Raw genomic sequence first — 18,079 nt, forward strand, 5'->3', positions numbered from 1 at the left:
GCGTTGTCTCAGTGTCGATGGCGTGGCGCGTCAGCGCTTTGGGAAGTAGGTGGCGGGACCAGATCGATGCCGCCCGCGGAAAACGGATGGCACCGGCACAGACGCCTTGCCGCGAGGTAAGTACCACGCGCGGCGCCATGATACTGGATTGCTTCGCGCGCGTAGTCGGAACAGGAGGGGTAAAAGCGGCACCGGTTGCCGAGCAGTGGACTCACGGCAATCTTGTAGAAGCGCAGTAATGCGATCAGTACCGTTTGCATGGCAGTGCGGCAAGGTGAAGCCGCGAAGTGGAGCGGATAGCGAGCTGTCTGCCCCGCTGGTTACCCCGGTTTAGCCGAGGGCGCCTTCGGCACGCAGGAGCGGTCGGCGTTCGTGCGGCGACGGCAATTGCAGTGGCAGCGTTCGCGCTTGGCCTGGATCGTAGCAGGTCGGTTACATCGTTCGCGGTCATGGTCACGCCGGCGCTGTCTTGCCGGTGCCCGAGGCGCCGGCCGTGCCTGCCGCACCAGGCTCTGCGGGCCGCGCCGTTTGCGCAGCCTCGCCCGACGTCGGCTGGCTCTCCTGCGGCGCCGCCCGTGCTTCGCGCTTTGCGATCTCGCGAGCGGCCTTGTCGAGCAGCATGCCGATCTCGGTGCGGCACAACGCTTTCAGCGGCGGCGAGGACGCACTCGGCAAAGCCTTGCGGTCGATGCGCGTATGCAGACGTAGCAGCACGTCCCATCCGCCGAACTCGGCGCGCCGCACCCGGAACATCTCGCGCGCAATACGGCGCACGAGATTGCGCGTGACCGCGCGCGGCGCGAACTTCTTGCCGATCACGAGGCCGAGGCGCGCTTCGTTGCCGGTGGGCCGGCCGTACACCACGAAGTGCGCCGAACGGCGCCACGGGCGCAAACGAAAAACGGATGAGAACTCATCCGTTTTCAGCAGCCTTGCGGCTTTGGGAAAGGCGGCTTGCGCTTGCAACGGAACTGGGCCTGATGCGGCGCGCAGATCCGGTTTCGCGCTGGCGCGAGTGCCGGAACCGGCGCGCAATCCGCTCGCAGCGCGCCTTAGACGGCGAGGCGCTTGCGGCCCTTCGCGCGGCGGGCGTTGATCACTTTGCGGCCGCCCGCGGTCTTCATGCGAACGCGGAAGCCATGGGTGCGCTTACGGCGCGTCACGGAAGGTTGGAAAGTACGTTTCATGTTGATCTCACTTGTCGAGAGTCGGTTGCCGGCCTGCTCGCCGGGATCCACCGCGCGGACATCGCTGCGGGTAATCGCATGGAAGGCTGCATGGGCAGCCGCATCTCACGCGTGCATTTCACGCTACGACCAGCCGATAACCAGCATGACCAGCGCTAATCACTGTTAACACCGGCCACACAAGGCGACAACCGGCAGGTCAAGGGATTTGGTTTTCGCGGAACCCGCTATTTAAGCCGGTTTTCTCTTGGTCGTCAATAGCTTAGGCCGCTACTTCAGCAGCTGTCCAGGCGGCTGCGAGATGGCCCCGAAAGGCCTGAGCCCTTCCTGAACCCCCCGCGCCGGGCCTTGATCCGGCCCTGTGGATAACTCGCTTCCCCCTGCATTTTGGCGGTAGAATCTCGCCTTGATCCCAAGAATCCTGCACCACGCTCCGGCTTGGCCCGCTTGCGCAAACGCTTGCTGCGCGGGCCCGGCGGGGCGTTGTCCGCCTGCTGCCCGGGCCTCGTTGTGTTCGCGCGACGAAGGCAGCAGACGGAGGCGGTGCATACAAAACGACGCAACTTGATGAACGATTTCTGGCAACACTGTTCCGCACTGCTGGAGCGTGAATTGACGCCCCAGCAGTACGTGACGTGGATAAAACCGTTGGCCCCGGTCGCCTTCGACGCCGCAGCAAATACGCTGCGCATTGCCGCGCCGAACCGTTTCAAGCTCGACTGGGTCAAGAGCCAGTTTTCCGGTCGTATCGCCGATCTCGCGCGCGAGTTCTGGCAGGCGCCAATCGATGTCCAGTTCGTCCTCGATCCCAAGGGGGGCGTGCGGCCGCCCGCGGCGCCACGTGCCCCGCTCGGGCCGCTTGGGCCGCTTGGTACCGCGGCAGGGCCGGGCGCGGCTGCCGTGGAGTCCGCCGTCGGCGCCGTGCAGGCCGCTCATGCGGCTCACGCCGCAGCCCAGGTCGCCCAGGTGGCAACGGCCGGCAACGGTGCAAACCAGATCGCCGACGACGCCGCAGATCTCGACCTCCCCAGCCTCGACGCCAACGAAGCCGCGGCGGCACGCCGTACATGGCGCCCGGGCGGCGCCGCGGCGGGCGCGGCCAGCAACGAAGCCGATCCCACCTACGAGCGCTCCAAGCTGAACCCGGTGCTCACCTTCGACAACTTCGTGACCGGCAAGGCGAACCAGCTCGCCCGCGCCGCCGCGATCCAGGTGGCGGACAACCCGGGCATCTCGTACAACCCGCTCTTCCTGTACGGCGGCGTGGGGCTAGGCAAGACTCACCTGATTCACGCCATCGGCAACCAGCTGCTGATGGACAAGCCCGGCGCGCGCATCCGCTACATCCACGCGGAGCAGTACGTGTCCGACGTCGTGAAGGCGTATCAGCGCAAGGCGTTCGACGATTTCAAGCGCTACTACCATTCGCTCGACCTCCTGCTGATCGACGACATCCAGTTCTTCTCGGGCAAGTCGCGCACGCAGGAAGAGTTTTTCTACGCGTTCGAGGCGCTGGTGGCCAACAAGGCGCAGGTGATCATCACCAGCGACACGTATCCGAAAGAGATTTCCGGCATCGACGACCGCCTGATCTCCCGTTTCGATTCCGGCCTGACCGTTGCCATCGAGCCGCCCGAGCTCGAGATGCGCGTAGCGATCCTGATGCGCAAGGCGCAGTCGGAAGGCGTGAGCCTGAACGAGGACGTCGCGTTCTTCGTGGCCAAGCATCTGCGCTCGAACGTGCGCGAGCTGGAGGGCGCGCTGCGCAAGATCCTCGCGTACTCGAAGTTCCACGGCCGCGAGATCTCGATCGAACTCACCAAGGAAGCGCTGAAAGACCTGCTCACGGTGCAGAACCGGCAGATTTCGGTGGAAAACATCCAGAAGACGGTGGCCGATTTCTACAGCATCAAGGTCGCGGACATGTACTCGAAGAAGCGTCCGGCGAACATCGCGCGGCCGCGGCAGATCGCCATGTACCTTGCGAAAGAGCTGACGCAGAAGAGCCTGCCCGAGATCGGCGAGCTGTTCGGCGGGCGCGATCATACGACCGTGCTGCACGCCGTGCGCAAGATCGCCGACGAGCGCAGCAAGGACGCCCAGCTCAATCACGAACTGCATGTGCTGGAACAGACGTTGAAGGGATAGCAGGACCGGTTGCCACTGTTGCAAATTGCGCCTCAATTGCACCCCAATCGCGCCTGCAACCGGGTCTGCCGCCCGGCCAGGCAGTACCGTGAAAATGCATGCGGAAAGGGCGGTGAGACGGGGTGGCCAGGCCGTGCAGCCCAGCTCTGTTTATTTCGCAGAACACCCCCATTTTGGGGAAGTGGTTCCGTTTTAAGGCACAATACAGGTTTAACCGCCCGGCGGTCGCGGGCGGGATTTTCACGCCGAGGCCGGTACTGCACGCAGGCGCCGGCGGGGACCGGGGCCGCGCGGTGACGAGCCGGGCGAGACGCGCAGGCCGTCACATCAACGAAGGAACTCTATGCAACTGGTCAAGACCGAACGCGATAACCTCCTCAGGCCGCTGCAAACGGTGAGCGGCATTGTCGAACGCCGCCACACGTTGCCGATCCTCGCCAATCTGCTGATTACCAAAACCGGTTCCGATGTGTCGTTCCTGTCCACGGACCTCGAACTCCAGATCACCACGCGCGCCGATTTCGGCGTAGGCAGCGATTCCATCGCAACCACGGTGGCTGCGCGCAAGCTGCTCGACATCCTGCGCGCCATGCCGGGCGGCGAAGTAAGCCTGTCGCTGTCGGACAAGCGTCTGACCGTGCAATCGGGCAAGAGCCGTTTCGCGCTGCAGACGCTCGCTGCAGACGAGTTCCCCACGGTCGCGCAAGCCAAAGACTTCGGCGCGAGCCTCACGGTTCCGCAAAAAACGTTCCGCCAGTTGCTGGGCCAGGTGTATTTCGCCATGGCGCAGCAGGACATCCGCTACTACCTGAACGGCATGCTGCTCGTGGTGGACGGCGACCAGCTGATGGCAGTCGCGACCGACGGCCACCGCCTCGCGTTTTCGTCCATGAAGATCGAGGGCGCGTTCCCGCGTCAGGAAGTCATCATTCCGCGCAAGACGATTCTCGAACTCCAGCGCCTGCTCGAAGACATCGACGACACGCTGAAAATCGACATCGCACAGACCCAGGTCAAGTTCACCTTCGGCCAGGTCGAGCTCGTGTCGAAGCTCGTGGAAGGCAAATTCCCCGACTTCCAGCGCGTCATTCCGAAGTCGCACAAGAACACGTTCCTGATTGGCCGCGAAGAACTGCAGCATTCGCTGCAACGCGCGGCCATTCTCACGTCGGACAAGTTCAAGGGCGTGCGCTGCATCATGCAGCCGGGCCAGCTGAAGATCATGTCCACGAACGCGGACCAGGAGGAGGCGCAGGAAGAACTGGAGATCGCCTATCAAGGCGACACCATCGACATCGGGTTCAACGTCACGTACCTGCTCGACGTACTCGCGAACCTGAAGGTCGACATGCTGCAGGTAAGCCTGGGCGATGCCAGCTCCAGCGCGCTCATCACCATTCCAGAGAACGAACAGTTCAAATACGTGGTGATGCCAATGCGCATCTGACGCCGCAAAAAAACAAGAACACCAGGGGGCGCAGCGCCCCTTTGGCGTTTTTATGGCTTTTTGAAACGTATCGAGCAGCAACACTGGCAGTGACGCAGAACCGGAAAATTCCATGAGTGAACTGAACAATACGCAACCCGACAACAGCTACGGCGCCTCCTCCATTCAGATCCTCGAGGGTCTGGAGGCGGTCCGCAAGCGCCCGGGGATGTATATCGGCGATACGTCGGACGGCACCGGTCTGCACCACCTCGTGTTCGAAGTGCTCGACAACTCCATCGACGAAGCGCTGGCCGGCCACTGCAACGACATCCACGTGATCATTCACGCGGACAACTCCATTTCCGTGCAGGACAACGGCCGCGGCATTCCCACCGACATCAAGCTCGACGACAAGCACGACCCGAAGCGCAGCGCCGCCGAAATCGTGATGACGGAACTGCACGCGGGCGGCAAGTTCGACCAGAACAGCTACAAGGTGTCGGGCGGCCTGCACGGCGTGGGCGTGTCGTGCGTGAACGCACTGTCCAGCTGGCTGCGCCTCACCGTGCGCCGCGGCGGCAAGAAGCACTTCATGGAATTCCACCGCGGCATCGCACAGAACCGCGTGATCGAAGAAGTGAACGGCGAGCGCGTTTCGCCGATGCAGTACGTCGGCGAAACCGAAAACCGCGGCACCGAAGTGCACTTCATGGCCGACGAGACCATCTTCGGCAACGTCGAATACCACTACGACATTCTCGCCAAGCGCATTCGCGAGCTGTCGTTCCTGAATAACGGCGTGCGCATCCGCCTTACCGACCAGCGCAGCGGCAAGGAAGACGATTTCGCGTTCGTGGGCGGCGTGAAGGGCTTCGTGGAGTACATCAACAAGACGAAGCAGGTGCTGCATCCCACGATCTTCCACGTGAACGGCGAAAAAGACGGCGTGGGCGTGGAAGTGGCCATGCAGTGGAACGACAGCTACAACGAGAACGTGCTGTGCTTCACGAACAACATTCCGCAGCGCGACGGCGGCACGCACCTGACCGGTCTGCGCGCGGCCATGACGCGCGTCATCAACAAGTACATCGCGGACAACGAAGTCGCGAAGAAGGCGAAGGTGGAAACCTCCGGCGACGACATGCGCGAAGGCCTTTCGTGCGTGCTCTCCGTGAAGGTGCCCGAGCCGAAGTTCAGCTCGCAGACGAAGGACAAACTCGTTTCGTCCGAAGTGCGCGCGCCTGTTGAAGAAGTGGTCGCGAAGGCGCTGGAAGAGTTTCTGCTCGAAACGCCGAACGACGCCAAGATCATCTGCGGCAAGATCGTGGACGCCGCGCGCGCGCGCGACGCTGCGCGCAAGGCCCGCGAAATGACGCGCCGTAAAGGCGTGCTGGACGGCGTGGGTCTGCCCGGCAAGCTCGCGGACTGCCAGGAGAAAGATCCGGCGAAGTCGGAAATCTACATCGTGGAGGGCGACTCCGCAGGCGGGTCGGCCAAGCAAGGCCGCGACCGCAAGTTCCAGGCAATCCTGCCGCTGCGCGGCAAGGTGCTCAACGTCGAGAAGGCGCGCTACGACAAGCTGCTGTCTTCGGAGCAGATCGTCACGCTGATCACCGCACTGGGCTGCGGCATCGGCAAGGAAGACTACAACCTCGAGAAGCTGCGCTACCACCGCATCATCATCATGACCGACGCTGACGTGGACGGCGCGCACATTCGCACGCTGCTGCTCACGTTCTTCTATCGCCAGATGCCGGACATGATCGAGCGCGGCTACGTGTATATCGCGCAGCCGCCGCTCTACAAGCTCAAGGCCGGCAAAGACGAGCAATACCTGAAGGACGATGCCGAACTCAACGCACACATGCTCAGAGTGGCGTTGAACGGATCGGAACTGCTGCCCACCGAAAACGGCACGCCGATCGCAGGCGACGCGCTGGGCGAACTGGCGCGGTCATACCTGCTCGCACGCGCGGTGGTGAATCGTCTGAGCCGTCTCTATGACGAGCGCGCGCTCGAGGCCGTGATGGACGGCGTGGCCATCGACCTCACGAGCGAGGCGTCCACCCAGGCATCGGCCCAGGCGCTTGAAATCGCTTTGCGCGACGACCCGCTGAAGCCCGAAGTCAGCGTGGTGCCCATGTACGACCAGGTGCGCGAACTGCGCTCGCTGCGCGTGGAGCGGCGCCATCACGGCAACGTGAAGGTCACGGTGATCGACGAGGAATTCCTGCTGACCGCCGACTATCAGCAACTTCTGAATACGGCCAACACGTTCAAGGGTTTGATCGGCAAGGGCGCTGTGATCAAGCGCGGCGAGCGCAGCATGGCCGTGAACGACTTCAAAAGCGCTATGAAGTGGCTGATGACGGACGCGGAGCGCAACGTCTCGAAGCAGCGCTACAAGGGCCTTGGCGAGATGAACCCCGAACAGCTCTGGGAAACGACGATGGACCCGAACGTGCGGCGCCTGCTGCGCGTGCAGATTGAAGATGCGATTGCGGCGGACGGCATCTTCACGACGCTGATGGGCGACGACGTGGAGCCGCGTCGGGCGTTTATCGAGTCGAATGCGTTGAGGGCGGGGAATATTGATGTTTGAGGGTGGGTAGGTAGATAGCCTCATAACGCAAGAAACCGAGACCCATAAGTCGAGAGACTTATGGGTCTTTTCATTGGCGATCATCCACGGCTTCGCAGCAAGCCCGACTGGGCACCCGAATCGCACCCCAATCGCACACCTTGCGCCCCACAACAACAACGCCGCCCCCGTCTTCAATTCTTCAACTGCACCGTCCCGATATAGTTACCGATCGCAGCCTGCAAATGCACGATATCGCCGAGCATCGGCGGATTGTTGCCTGAGACCTGTGCGTTGACCACGATCGTTCCGTTGTCGTAGTCCTCGATGGTGTACGTCGGCGTCGAGCCGACTACCTTGATCGTGGCGTTCACGTATTTCAATCCGGTGAGGACGATGTTCCACTGCGGCGCGCCGTTGTACTGGCCGAGATACGCGAATGCCGATGTGTTGAAGATTGCGCCGTACGAATAGTTGTCGACGGCTTTGATAATCGAATCGACAAGCGTTTCCCAGTCGATGCCGTATATGACCGTGCTCGTGCGTGCGACGGGATAGTTGCCGAACCGCTCCCGCGCGGACTGTGCGGCGACCTCGGGGATGTCCGTTTTATCGTAGTGCTTGTCAAGAAAATCGAATTCGCTCGGCATCTTGCTCTCCTTCGTGGCGGGGGGCGGACTGGCAGTGGTAGCCGCGGCTACATGCGTGGCTGCAGGACGGGCCGGGCGGCGAGCGATGGCATTCAGCAGCATTTGCAATGCGATCTGTGTCTGCAGCATGCTCGTGGCTCCTCCCGTGCGCGTCCTGCCGGTATGAACGATTCGCCATGGAATTCGTGAACTCGTTGGTGAGCCTGGCGGGGCCGCAAGATCGTACAAGCCACACCACCCGTCCCTGGCTACGCTGTCTCTCCCTTTCACAAGAACAGACCCAGTCATGACGCGCAAAGTATTCTGGGACGAGCCCTATCGAACCACGTTAGATACCGTGGTGAGCCAGGTGAACGGCAAGCAGGTACAAGTCGAGGCGACGATTTTTTTCGCCGCCTCAGGCGGTCAGGAAAGCGACTCGGGTTGGCTCGGCGCTTATCCCGTCATCAAGGCCGAAAAGATAGGCCTCGAAATCATCTACACCCTTCCACGTGAGCATTCGCTCAAAGTGGGCGACCGAGTGACGTGGCGAATCGACTGGGAACGTCGCTACCGGCTGATGCGTTTGCACTTCGCAGCCGAAATGGTGCTGCAACTCGTGTATCGACTCAGGCCGGGTATCGAGCGCATTGGTGCGCATATTGCGCAAGACAAGGCACGCATCGACTTCGCGAGCGATGAGAGCGTCTCGCCGCTATTTCCCGAGATCGAACAGGCCGCGTTGGATTTGACGAAGCGCGATCTGGCTATCGTGACCAATTTCAGCGATGTCGAAGCGCAGCGTCGCTACTGGAAGGTGGAGGGCTTTGCCACGATGGCGTGCGGCGGCACGCATCCGAAATCGACGGGCGAAGTTGGCGCCCTGAAGCTCAAACGAAAAAATACGGGGAAAGGAAAGGAGCGAATCGAGATCACGTTACTCGAGTAACGCATATCGTCAGGTATCCAGACTACCTGAACGCGTCAAAGCACCACCGGTGAACTCGGCAATTCTTCGCGCGGAGGACGATGAGCCGGAAAGTGCGTCTTCAGCAGTTGTGTGACCAGCGCAATTCCCCCCATCACACCGAGCTGGTAGTTTCCGCGCCGAAACTCCGATTCCATGGCGTGACAGATGGTCTCCCACTCTTCGCGATCGACTTTGGCGTCGATGCCGCGGTCGGCGATGATCTCCACGTCGCGATCTGCCAGAAGCAAATAGATCAGTACACCGTTGTTGTGTTCGGTGTCCCAGACACGTAGTTCGGAGAACACGTCGATTGCGCGTTCGCGGGCCGACTGGCCTTTGAGCAGTGCCCCGCTATGCAATGCCCCTTCTACAGCGAAACGGATCTGGCCCACATGGGTCTGATGGCTCTCGTGCACAGCTTTCTCGACCACAAGCAGCGATGAACGGGGAAACGCTGCGTTGACTCGCCAGCGCGTCATGAAGAGATGCCTGAGAAGGCGCTTGACGTCCATCGCTACCACCTGCCCGAGGCGCCGCCGCCACCGAATCCGCCACCACCGCCGCGAAAGATGTCGCGATTCGAACCGCCCCCGAACCTTCCACCACCGATGGAGCGTCCACCCACGTATGCGCCCATGCCGCTGCCCAGCAGCGTGAACAGCAGCGCAATTACACCCGCCACGACGGCGATGAGCATCGCGCCGGAAAGCAGCCACGCGAGAAAGCCGATTGCGCCGCCCGTTACCACCGCCCCGGGAAGCCGGCCCAATATCGCGCGCAAGATGCCGCCGGCGACCACGGTCAGCAGGAAGAGTACGGGCAGCAAACGCCCGTTGCCGTCGGCGCTGCGCTTCTGCGCAGGCGGTGCCGGCAATGGCTCGCCGCGCACGACACGCATGATGCTGTCGACACCCGCCGAGATACCGCCGTAGAAATCACCCTGCCTGAAGCGCGGCACGATGGTCTCGTTGATGATGCGGTTGCTCGTGACATCCGTGAGCGCTCCTTCAAGGCCGTAGCCGACCTCGATGCGCAGCCTTCGATCGTTCTTCGCCACGATGAGCAGGACACCATCGTCCACGTTCTTGCGGCCGAGTTTCCACTGCTCGACCACGCGAATCGAGTACTGCTCGATCGTCTCGGGCGCAGTGGTGGGAACGATCAGCACGGCGATCTGCGCCCCCTTTTGGGCTTCGAAGTCTTTAAGCGACTGTTCTAGCGTGGCCTTTTGCTCGCTGGTGAGCGTAGCCGTTTCGTCGGTGACGCGCGCAGTTAGCGCGGGCACCGGTGCGTCGGCGTGAGCGGGCACGCCGACAAGGACGAGCAACGCGACGACGAGTGCAATCGCGAGACGAACGACGTTCAATTGGATGCTCCGCCCGCAGATGCTGGCGGGGTGCCAAAGTCCACGCGCGGCGGCTTCGAAATCTCGGCTTCATTACTCACCGAGAAATTGGGCCGCTCCTGATAGCCGAAAGCTTTTGCGGTGAGATTGCTGGGAAACGACCGGATCGTGACGTTGTACGCCTGCACCGCTTTGATATACCGATTCCGCGCGACGGCAATGCGGTTTTCCGTTCCTTCGAGCTGCGCCTGCAAGTCTCTGAAATTCGCGTCCGATTTGAGTTGCGGGTAGTTCTCCGACACCACCAGCAATCTGGAGAGAGACGACGTGAGTTGTCCTTGTGCAGCCTCGAATTTGGCGAACGCCTGGGGATCCGAAATAAGGCCGGGCGTCGCTTGAATGGAACCCACCTTCGCGCGTGCCTCGGTTACGCTCGTGAGCACGTCTTTTTCCTGATTTGCGTACCCCTTCACCGTGTTGACGAGATTAGGCACGAGGTCCGCGCGGCGCTGGTACTGATTCAGCACTTCCGACCAACTCGCCTTCACCTGTTCGTCCTCGGTCTGGATGGCGTTGTAGCCGCACCCAGGCAGCACCACGACGATTGCCAGCAGCAACAGGCTCAACAGTGCACGTATCCGCATATCTCAAATCCGCAAAGAGGGTATCGCCGTTCCGGCAAGTGCGATGCACGCAGCGGCTTGAATGCCCGCCGCTCTCAATATAAGGCGCGACTACGAACACGCTACGCGGCCGGTATCGGGCCCCTTTGATGCAGGTCAATCGGCCTCTTTGCGGCTTTCTGGTGCGCCGCTTGCTGTCCCGCTTCGCTCCCGTTACCCCCCGTTACGATTTTTATGCCTGCTGGCTAGGGCTTTGACCGTATCATCGTCCCTCACCACACGGCGCTCTGTACGCGCCACGGTTGCGCAATGCAGCAGCGAACGCGCAATCTTCTGACGGGGACAGCGAGAGGAAAACACGAGAACAAGACCTCGTTTATTTTCCATTGCAACTCAGGACGTCAAAGTGAGCGGTTTCGATACAGCAGTTCAAACCTTCATCGTCAACCACGCAGCCCACTCCGCGATAATCAACCACGCAATCAGAACGATCGCGGCTCTGTATCTGTTCAAGGGCCTCATGCTGATTGCCGCGCTGTGGTGGATCTGGTTCACGCCCGGCGAGCGCCGCGAATGGGCGCGCGAAATGGTGGTGGCCACGATCGCAAGCGGGTTCATTGCGCTCATGACGGGCCGGCTTCTCGCCCACGCGCTCCCGTTTCGCGAGCGGCCCATCTACGACACGAGCCTGCATCTGAACTTCCCTGCCGTGGGGCTGGGCGATAGCGTGATGAGAACGTGGAGCTCGTTTCCGAGCGATCACGCCATGCTGTGGTTCGCCATAGCCACGGGTATCTTCCTCGTGTGGCGAGGCATCGGTACGCTGGCGCTGATCTACACCGCGGTGTTCATCTGTGCGCCACGTGTGTATCTCGGTCTGCACTATCCCACCGACGTGATCGCGGGCGCAGTGATCGGTATTGTCATCACGTGGGCGCTCACGCGCGACGTGCTGAGGGCGCGCATCGCACGGCCCATTCTTCACAGCGTGGAGCGCTTTCCCGGCCCCGGCTACATGTTCGCCTTTCTCTTGAGCTACGAGCTCATCACGCAGTTCGACGAATTGATGCAGTTGTGGCATTCGGCGACGAAGGTGCTTTGACGTGCGCGAAAGCGTGCCGATGCCTATCGTGTGGGCTCATCCGCGAAGCTGCCGCAATGCGGCGGCCACCGCGGCAATCGATCGCGTCACGTCATGCTCGTCCGTCTGCCAGTTGCAGACCGATGTGCGCATGCACCGTTTGCCGCGCCATGTCGTGTTGCTGAACAGCGCTTCGCCGCTCGCGAGCACGGCGGCCGTCACGGCGTCGGTCCACTGGTCGTGATCGCTTTCAGTTGCGTTTGGCTTGGGATGCAGGAAGCGCACGAGCCCCTGGTTGATTTGCGGCTCCCACATGAGTTGAGTGCCGGGCAGCGCTGCAACGCCCATCACGATCGCATGCGCCGCTTCGCAGCAACGTTCGATCAGGTTCGCCACGCCGCCGCGGCCCAATTGCCGTAGCGCGGCGTAAGTAGCAAAGCCCCGCCCGCGGCGAGACCATTCCGGACTCCAATCTTTCTGCTCGCGCACCTGTTCGTTGTAGCTGATGTAGCTTGCCTGGTAGCCCATGGTGCGCTGGTGCGCGTCGGGATGTGCGACGAACGCGTATCCGCTGTCGTAGGGGACGTTGAGCCATTTGTGGCCGTCCGTGGTCCACGAATCTGCGTGTTCGACGCCCGCGAGCAAGTGCCTGTAACGGGGACTCGCGTTCGCCCACAAGCCGAAGGCGCCATCCACATGCACCCACGCGCCGTACCGGTGCGCAAGCGGAATGAGTTCCGCGAAGCAATCGTAGGCGCCGATGTTGAGATCGCCCGCCTGTAGCAGCACGATGGTCGGTGCATCGGACGCCTGTTGCAGGGCCGCTTCGAGCACCGCTGCGTCGAGCCGCCCCGTGTCGTTGCAGGGCAAGGTCCGCACCGCGCCCGTTCCCATGCCGATCAGCCGTGTGGCTTGCGAGATGCTGCCGTGCAATTGATCGCTGCTCAGCAGGCGGATGGCGGGCGCACCGAACAGGCCGTCGCGTTCCACGTCCCAGCCGCGTTGCGCGAGCAACGCATGACGTGCGGACGCAAGCGCCGTGACATGCGCCATCTGGCAGCCGCTCGTCAGGCCGAAGCTCGCCTGCGCCGGCAATCCGAGCAGTTCCTTGAGCCACGCGCCGCACACTTCCTCCACTACGGCCTCGGCGGGTGCGCACGAAAACGACGCGGCGTTTTGGTCCCAGGCGCTCGTGAGCCAGTCGGCCGCGAGCGCAGCCGGCAACGATCCACCAATCACCCAGCCGAAGAAGCGGCCTCCCGCGCTGCCTACGATGCCGCCTGCCGTGTCTTTCACGAGATCGTCGATCACGCGTTCAGCGGCCACGCCTTCGTCGCCGAGCGGCTTTGCCAGACGTTCGCGCAGAGTGGAGAGGCTGGCCCTTGCAGCCACGGGGCTTTCGTCGAGCGCCTCCAGATAGTCGAGCGAATGACCCAGCGCCCGTTCCAGGGCAGGGCGAAATGCGTTTGCGTTCCTCGTGTTGCTCTTGTCCGTCATGGAGGGATCCCCGTTCGGTGCGGTGCACCAATGATGCGCTGCGGTGAATGCCGGTATCGGCAGCATGCGATACGGCGCTGCGTTCGCGGATGATTCTAGCGAAGGCGAGCGCGCAACGTTGCGGGGAGCGCTGAAATGTCGATGCGTGCGCGCGTTACCAGCGCTGCACGAGGCGTGCGCCGACGCGGCGGCCGCGCTCCATCGCGTCGGCGATGCGTTCCGCGGTGGCGTCGCCGGCCTCGGGTACTTCGAGGAATCGGGCGGTAATGGCGAGTGCCGTGGGCTCGCCCGCGCGCAGCACAGCGGACACGCAGCGCCGCCAGTCCGTATCGCGCATCACGTAGAGGCACCAGCCCTGGAGCGCCCACACCACGGGCGAACCGTTGCCTTGTTCCTCCATTTGCCGCAGCAGCCTCAAAGCATCTACCCAGCGGTGCCTTGCGATCAGCAAACGCACCTCGCAGATGTCCACGGCAGCCTGCTTCGGATGCAGCAGGCGCAACACGATAAGCAGGTCTTCAAGCTCCGCGTGTGCGCCGATACGCAGCCCCGTCGCGAAGATCGAGAGCAGCACGCCGAGCACCACAGGATCGCATTGAATATCGAGCATCGTGAGTGAGCGCAAATGCGGCAAACGCGAATGTGCGCCAGCGTACATGCGCACGCGTGCACAGCCTGGCCGCAAGGCCGGTTCCCGATTCTCTTGCTGAGATGCGTTGCTGGCGTATGACATGCGAAGACGCGCACGCACGAACGAATCGATGCATTGGATGCGCGATGCGGCATGGAAGGTATGGCTCGCAACGAGCGGCACTTGCTCTCGTGCCTGCATCAAACGTTTCGCAGCGCAAAACCTGGCTTCGCGTTGCGCACCGCTTTGCCGCAGGCAGTTTCTACGCTATGCGGTGGGGCGTTGTCCGTGCGCGGGCCGCCTGTCTTTCATTGTCTGGTTTGTCTTGCTGACCCACTGTGTCAACCTTTGCGAGATCTCCATGAGCACGAACTCCATCACAACCCAATATCTGAATTCGCAAACGCAACCGTCTTTCGAGACCGGCGCGTCGAACAATGCGGGCTTCACCGAAGAAATTCTTCAGGACATCGAGAAGCTGCTCGCCGACAGCAACAGCGCGAGCACGCCCACCAATCAGCCGAATACCGGGCAGTTCCCGCAGCAGGGCGGCGCGAGCACGACAGGCCAGTCTCCGTCGCCGTACACGCCGGTCAACTTCACGGGCCAGCCGTCCACCACCGGCACCGGAGCACCGAATGGGCAGGGCTTGCACGACGTGAAGATCAATTCGAAGGCCGGTGGCGAGGCACTGCATCTACAGGAAGACTCGAACGGGAACCTGTACAACAAGAGCGGAGATTCGGTGGGCGTGATCGATTCGCAAGGCAACGTCACGCTGAATTCCGGCGCGACGAAAGAGATCGAGCGCCTGCAGGACGGCGGCAATCCGCTCGCGATGCTGTCGGGCCATGCGGTGAAGGGCCAGACGGGCGATGGCGGCAACGTCACGTTCTCGTCGTCCGATGTGACCGTGAGCGCCGGCGATCTGAACCAGCAGAACGATTTCTGACGTCTGCCGGCACAGCGCCATCGCACCTGCCGCTTGGCTGGTGAGCGTGCATGAGGCGGCTCGCGTGACGCATGGAGGCGTCACGCGGGCCGCGTTGCATTCGCGCGGCAGGCAGACGTCGCGACATACCACCCCACCAGCAGTAAGGAATCCAGCGTGAAAGTGACTTCGGGCGGCGATGCCGCAAAAAATGTTGGGGTGCAGAACAATAGCAACCTCCCCGCAGAGGGAGGCGGCACCACCCCGCCCGCGCCGATGTCTCGGCCTGCGGCCGGCGCCGGGCTTTCGGCGCTCGGCCCAAGTCCGCGCGGCCACCGCGATGGTGAATCGGTTGTGCGAGGGGCGGACGTTGCAGAAGCGGGGTCAGCGAACGCGCCCTCAGCGCTTCGGCGCACGTCTGCGTTGCCAGCCACGCTCTCGAGCAGGTCAAAACCACCACAGCCACCTAAGCCACCCCAGCCAGCCCCTGTTCTCACGCATTTCGTCAGCATGGCGGCCAACAGTGCGAGCGTTTCGTCCTCCAGGACGGGGGCCGCACGGTTGCGCGAAAGTGCTGCCGCCAACCGTGCGTTGCTCGATGAGCAGGGCACCGTGCCGATGGTCCGTCTATCGAGCCTGGGCTATGCGGTCGGCAAGGAAGCGCGTATCGCCGCGCCGGGCGGCGGCGAGTTCGTGAAGCCGGCGGGCACCGACGCCTATCTCGCAATGCGCTACGACGCAGCGAGCGGAACGACGCGTTACGCGCTGATCGAAGCCGACGCGAACACCGGCTTGCCGAAGGGTTACACCGCAATCGATCCGCACACCGGTCTCGCCGCCATCGGCGCCGGCGCACGCGGCCCGATATTTCCCATCGCTGGTGGCTCGCGCGACGAGGATGAAAACGAGGCACACGAGCCACAGGCTCTGCCGACGCCTTCATCGCCGCCCTTCGATACCGCTGCCGGCCGCGAGGAACTGAGCCGCGCAATCACATTGCTTTCTACTGCCAATGCTGCCGAGGTGAAGCTTTCCGCGCGCGACATCGCGTACGTGCTCGGCTACGAACGCGCACCGTTTTTTCGCCGCAGCGCCGACACCGTGCGTCGCGTCATGCCGCGCATGAAGAGTTGCGACGAGCGCGTGAAAGACGTGGTCTCGCATCTGCACGAGCGCGCCGTCTGGGAGCACGACGAGTGGGGACAACGCAATGCGCTTTCGGACTGGGTCGGTGCACTGACGCCTCAGCAGCGTGCGGGCCTGCACGTGGTGCATGAAGCGTCGGGTGGTCCCGCATGGACACGCGCCTTCAAGATCGCAACGCGCGACGGCGAGCACGAAACGTCGTTCGACGCCGGCCACATGCTCAACGTACCCGCCGACGTGCTGGCCGCGCTGCCACAGCAAGCCCGCGAGGCGTTGCAGACGCGCCGCGAGCGGTGGAATGCGCTCGGCGTGACGAGCGGACCCGAGGCCGAGGAATTCGTCGAGGCCCACTTCGAGCGTGAATCGTTTGATGCTGACAGCGATGAAATGCCCACGGAAATGGCGGCGCTCGTTGAAATGTATCCAGAGGCCGCACAGATCGTAGAACGCCTCTATGCACAGGGCGCCACGCTGCATCTCGTGCGTTGCTCGCAGACGCCGGACGCTGTGCTCGACGCGATCCGCCACGTGGCGACGCATTCGCAGCACAAGTTCGTCACGACGTGGTTGCCGGGGCTCGTGCGCGCGGGTACGCGCCCGAAGGTGCTGGAGAGCGACCTCGAACGCCTGCGTGAAGAGAGCGGCAAGCAGTTGGGCCGCGCGCTCGAAAAAGCAGGCCCACAGGCGCGAGACGGTTTTCGCGGCGCGGTCCTCGCGCAGATGTCGAGCGGTGCGCTCGCCGACGACGAAGACTTCGACACGCCAATCAACCTCATTCACGATTTTTCGTCGGACGTGCTGAGCGTTTCTGCGTCCGGCGGCGAGCACGATGCGCGCACGCACGCCGACGTCGCACGGCTCGACACGCTGCTCGCGGACACGTTCGGCCGCGAGTACGCGTTGCGGCGCTTGAGTGCCGACGACGCGAATCGCACCTCCGAAGGCGCGCGCGCCATTCTCACGTCGCTTGCCGTCATGGCGCCCACGGTGGAAGTCGTGCAGGACGCGCTGCACATGGGCGGCTTTGCGAAGTTCCTCGCCGCCTCCGCCGACGACGTGATGGCCGAAGGCGCCGAACTTTCCGCGTTGCGCGGCGCAGGCATGAGCAACGACGAGATGCGCAAGCGCATCGCCACGCTCGCGCCTGTCGCGGTGCTCGCGCTGTTCGCCGCGAATTCCATCGACGAGGTCTCGCGCACGGTGGGCGATCATGCGGGCGGCGCGTTGTTTTCGACGGGCGCCGTGATGCTCTCGGCGGCAACGGGGCTCATGTCGGTGAAGTATTTCGCGGACAACTATCGCAAGCTGGAACGCGAAGGCAAATTGCCCGAGCGCATTGTGCTGGATGCCGCCACGCGCGAACGGCTCGACGCACTCGCGGCGGAAAACCCCTCGCCGGAAGAACTCGCGCGCATCGTGGACGCGGCACTCGAACAATGCGGCACCCACCCCACCGAGCGCGAGCGCATCGTTGCGCAAATGAGGCAACTGGACAGCCCGCAGGCCATCGAGTCGTTGCTGAACCAGAGTGCGCCCGCAGGGCGGCTCGAAGCGTGGCGCGCCGGCATGAAGGAAGCAATGGGCGTGAACCCCGCGCGGCTCGGCCTCACGCTCGGCACCTATTCGGCGCCCGCGATGGGCGCGCTGCTCGGCCCGCTGTTCCTGCATGTGCCCATCGCCTACGCGGCAGCGGGTTCGTACGAAACGTTCATGGGCGTACTCACCATCTGGCTGCACAACCTCACGTTCGGCGCGCGCTGGCGTCATGCGGTGGATCGCAAGGCGCAGGCTGAAATCGAAGGGCCCGGCGACGCGCAGTAAGCAGCCGCTCCTTAAAACACGGCGGTACGGCGGCGCAGCACACCTTTGCCGATTTTCGAT

The 18,079-nt window shown here is 63.0% G+C and carries 16 protein-coding genes; 7 read left to right on the plus strand and 9 right to left on the minus strand.

Annotated elements, in window-relative coordinates; genetic code table 11:
* Positions 1–8: 8 nt before the first annotated feature.
* The 3 genes from yidD to rpmH form a co-directional block, all read right to left on the minus strand.
* Positions 9–260, minus strand: a complete 252-nt coding sequence (gene yidD, locus PXJ20_RS02750; protein WP_081601712.1) for a membrane protein insertion efficiency factor YidD — start codon at positions 258–260, stop codon at positions 9–11.
* Between the two features lie 193 nt (positions 261–453).
* Positions 454–1,035, minus strand: a complete 582-nt coding sequence (gene rnpA / locus PXJ20_RS02755; protein ID WP_421030127.1) for a ribonuclease P protein component — start codon at positions 1,033–1,035, stop codon at positions 454–456.
* A 17-nt stretch (positions 1,036–1,052) separates the two neighbouring features.
* On the minus strand, positions 1,053–1,187 hold the full coding sequence (gene rpmH / locus PXJ20_RS02760) for a 50S ribosomal protein L34 (protein WP_026120950.1): 135 nt from the start codon (positions 1,185–1,187) through the stop codon (positions 1,053–1,055).
* A 567-nt stretch (positions 1,188–1,754) separates the two neighbouring features.
* On the opposite strand from rpmH, the gene dnaA reads away from it, so the two are divergent.
* The 3 genes from dnaA to gyrB all read left to right on the plus strand — a co-directional run bounded on the left by dnaA (position 1,755) and on the right by gyrB (position 7,366).
* Positions 1,755–3,335, plus strand: coding sequence for a chromosomal replication initiator protein DnaA (dnaA, locus tag PXJ20_RS02765; protein WP_017772326.1), 1,581 nt, complete (start codon positions 1,755–1,757; stop codon positions 3,333–3,335).
* Between the two features lie 343 nt (positions 3,336–3,678).
* Positions 3,679–4,782: a DNA polymerase III subunit beta gene (gene dnaN, locus PXJ20_RS02770; protein ID WP_017772327.1), complete on the plus strand. Its 1,104-nt coding sequence runs from the start codon at positions 3,679–3,681 to the stop codon at positions 4,780–4,782.
* 112 nt (positions 4,783–4,894) lie between these two features.
* Complete coding sequence (gene gyrB / locus PXJ20_RS02775) at positions 4,895–7,366, plus strand: DNA topoisomerase (ATP-hydrolyzing) subunit B (protein WP_421030128.1); 2,472 nt, start codon at positions 4,895–4,897, stop codon at positions 7,364–7,366.
* 173 nt (positions 7,367–7,539) lie between these two features.
* On the opposite strand, the gene PXJ20_RS02780 is transcribed toward gyrB, so the two are convergent.
* Positions 7,540–8,124 (minus strand): hypothetical protein, encoded by a 585-nt coding sequence (locus tag PXJ20_RS02780; protein ID WP_126878637.1) that lies wholly within the window; start codon positions 8,122–8,124, stop codon positions 7,540–7,542.
* A 157-nt stretch (positions 8,125–8,281) separates the two neighbouring features.
* Here PXJ20_RS02780 and PXJ20_RS02785 point away from each other — a divergent pair, with 157 nt between their 5' ends.
* Positions 8,282–8,923, plus strand: a complete 642-nt coding sequence (locus PXJ20_RS02785) for an alanyl-tRNA editing protein (protein WP_421030129.1) — start codon at positions 8,282–8,284, stop codon at positions 8,921–8,923.
* 35 nt (positions 8,924–8,958) lie between these two features.
* On the opposite strand, the gene PXJ20_RS02790 is transcribed toward PXJ20_RS02785, so the two are convergent.
* Genes PXJ20_RS02790 through PXJ20_RS02800 form a run of 3 tightly spaced genes read right to left on the minus strand, consistent with a single transcriptional unit; the run spans position 8,959 to position 10,933 of the window.
* Complete coding sequence (locus tag PXJ20_RS02790) at positions 8,959–9,456, minus strand: TPM domain-containing protein (protein ID WP_421030130.1); 498 nt, start codon at positions 9,454–9,456, stop codon at positions 8,959–8,961.
* 2 nt (positions 9,457–9,458) lie between these two features.
* Positions 9,459–10,310, minus strand: a complete 852-nt coding sequence (locus PXJ20_RS02795; RefSeq protein ID WP_421030131.1) for a TPM domain-containing protein — start codon at positions 10,308–10,310, stop codon at positions 9,459–9,461.
* Positions 10,307–10,933 (minus strand): LemA family protein, encoded by a 627-nt coding sequence (locus PXJ20_RS02800; protein ID WP_126878634.1) that lies wholly within the window; start codon positions 10,931–10,933, stop codon positions 10,307–10,309. Before PXJ20_RS02800 ends, PXJ20_RS02795 begins: the two co-directional genes overlap by 4 nt.
* Positions 10,934–11,318: 385 nt before the next feature.
* Between PXJ20_RS02800 and PXJ20_RS02805 the strand changes: the two genes are divergently transcribed.
* Positions 11,319–12,014: a phosphatase PAP2 family protein gene (locus tag PXJ20_RS02805; RefSeq protein ID WP_413212809.1), complete on the plus strand. Its 696-nt coding sequence runs from the start codon at positions 11,319–11,321 to the stop codon at positions 12,012–12,014.
* Between the two features lie 36 nt (positions 12,015–12,050).
* Here PXJ20_RS02805 and PXJ20_RS02810 read toward each other — a convergent pair whose 3' ends face one another.
* Together PXJ20_RS02810 and PXJ20_RS02815 are read right to left on the minus strand one after the other, a co-directional pair.
* Positions 12,051–13,490: a pyridoxal phosphate-dependent decarboxylase family protein gene (locus tag PXJ20_RS02810; RefSeq protein ID WP_421030132.1), complete on the minus strand. Its 1,440-nt coding sequence runs from the start codon at positions 13,488–13,490 to the stop codon at positions 12,051–12,053.
* Between the two features lie 154 nt (positions 13,491–13,644).
* Positions 13,645–14,148, minus strand: coding sequence for an HrpB1 family type III secretion system apparatus protein (locus PXJ20_RS02815; protein WP_126878631.1), 504 nt, complete (start codon positions 14,146–14,148; stop codon positions 13,645–13,647).
* Between the two features lie 334 nt (positions 14,149–14,482).
* Here PXJ20_RS02815 and PXJ20_RS02820 point away from each other — a divergent pair, with 334 nt between their 5' ends.
* Entirely contained in the window at positions 14,483–15,073 is a 591-nt protein-coding gene (locus PXJ20_RS02820) for a hypothetical protein (RefSeq protein WP_126878630.1), read from the plus strand.
* A 591-nt stretch (positions 15,074–15,664) separates the two neighbouring features.
* Positions 15,665–18,019 carry a hypothetical protein gene (locus PXJ20_RS02825; RefSeq protein ID WP_421030133.1) on the plus strand — a complete coding sequence of 785 codons (2,355 nt, stop codon included), beginning with the start codon at positions 15,665–15,667 and terminating at the stop codon, positions 18,017–18,019.
* Positions 18,020–18,079 lie beyond the last annotated feature (60 nt).

Source organism: Paraburkholderia sp. A1RI_3L (assembly GCF_048957895.1).
Taxonomy (GTDB): Bacteria; Pseudomonadota; Gammaproteobacteria; order Burkholderiales; family Burkholderiaceae; genus Paraburkholderia; species Paraburkholderia kururiensis.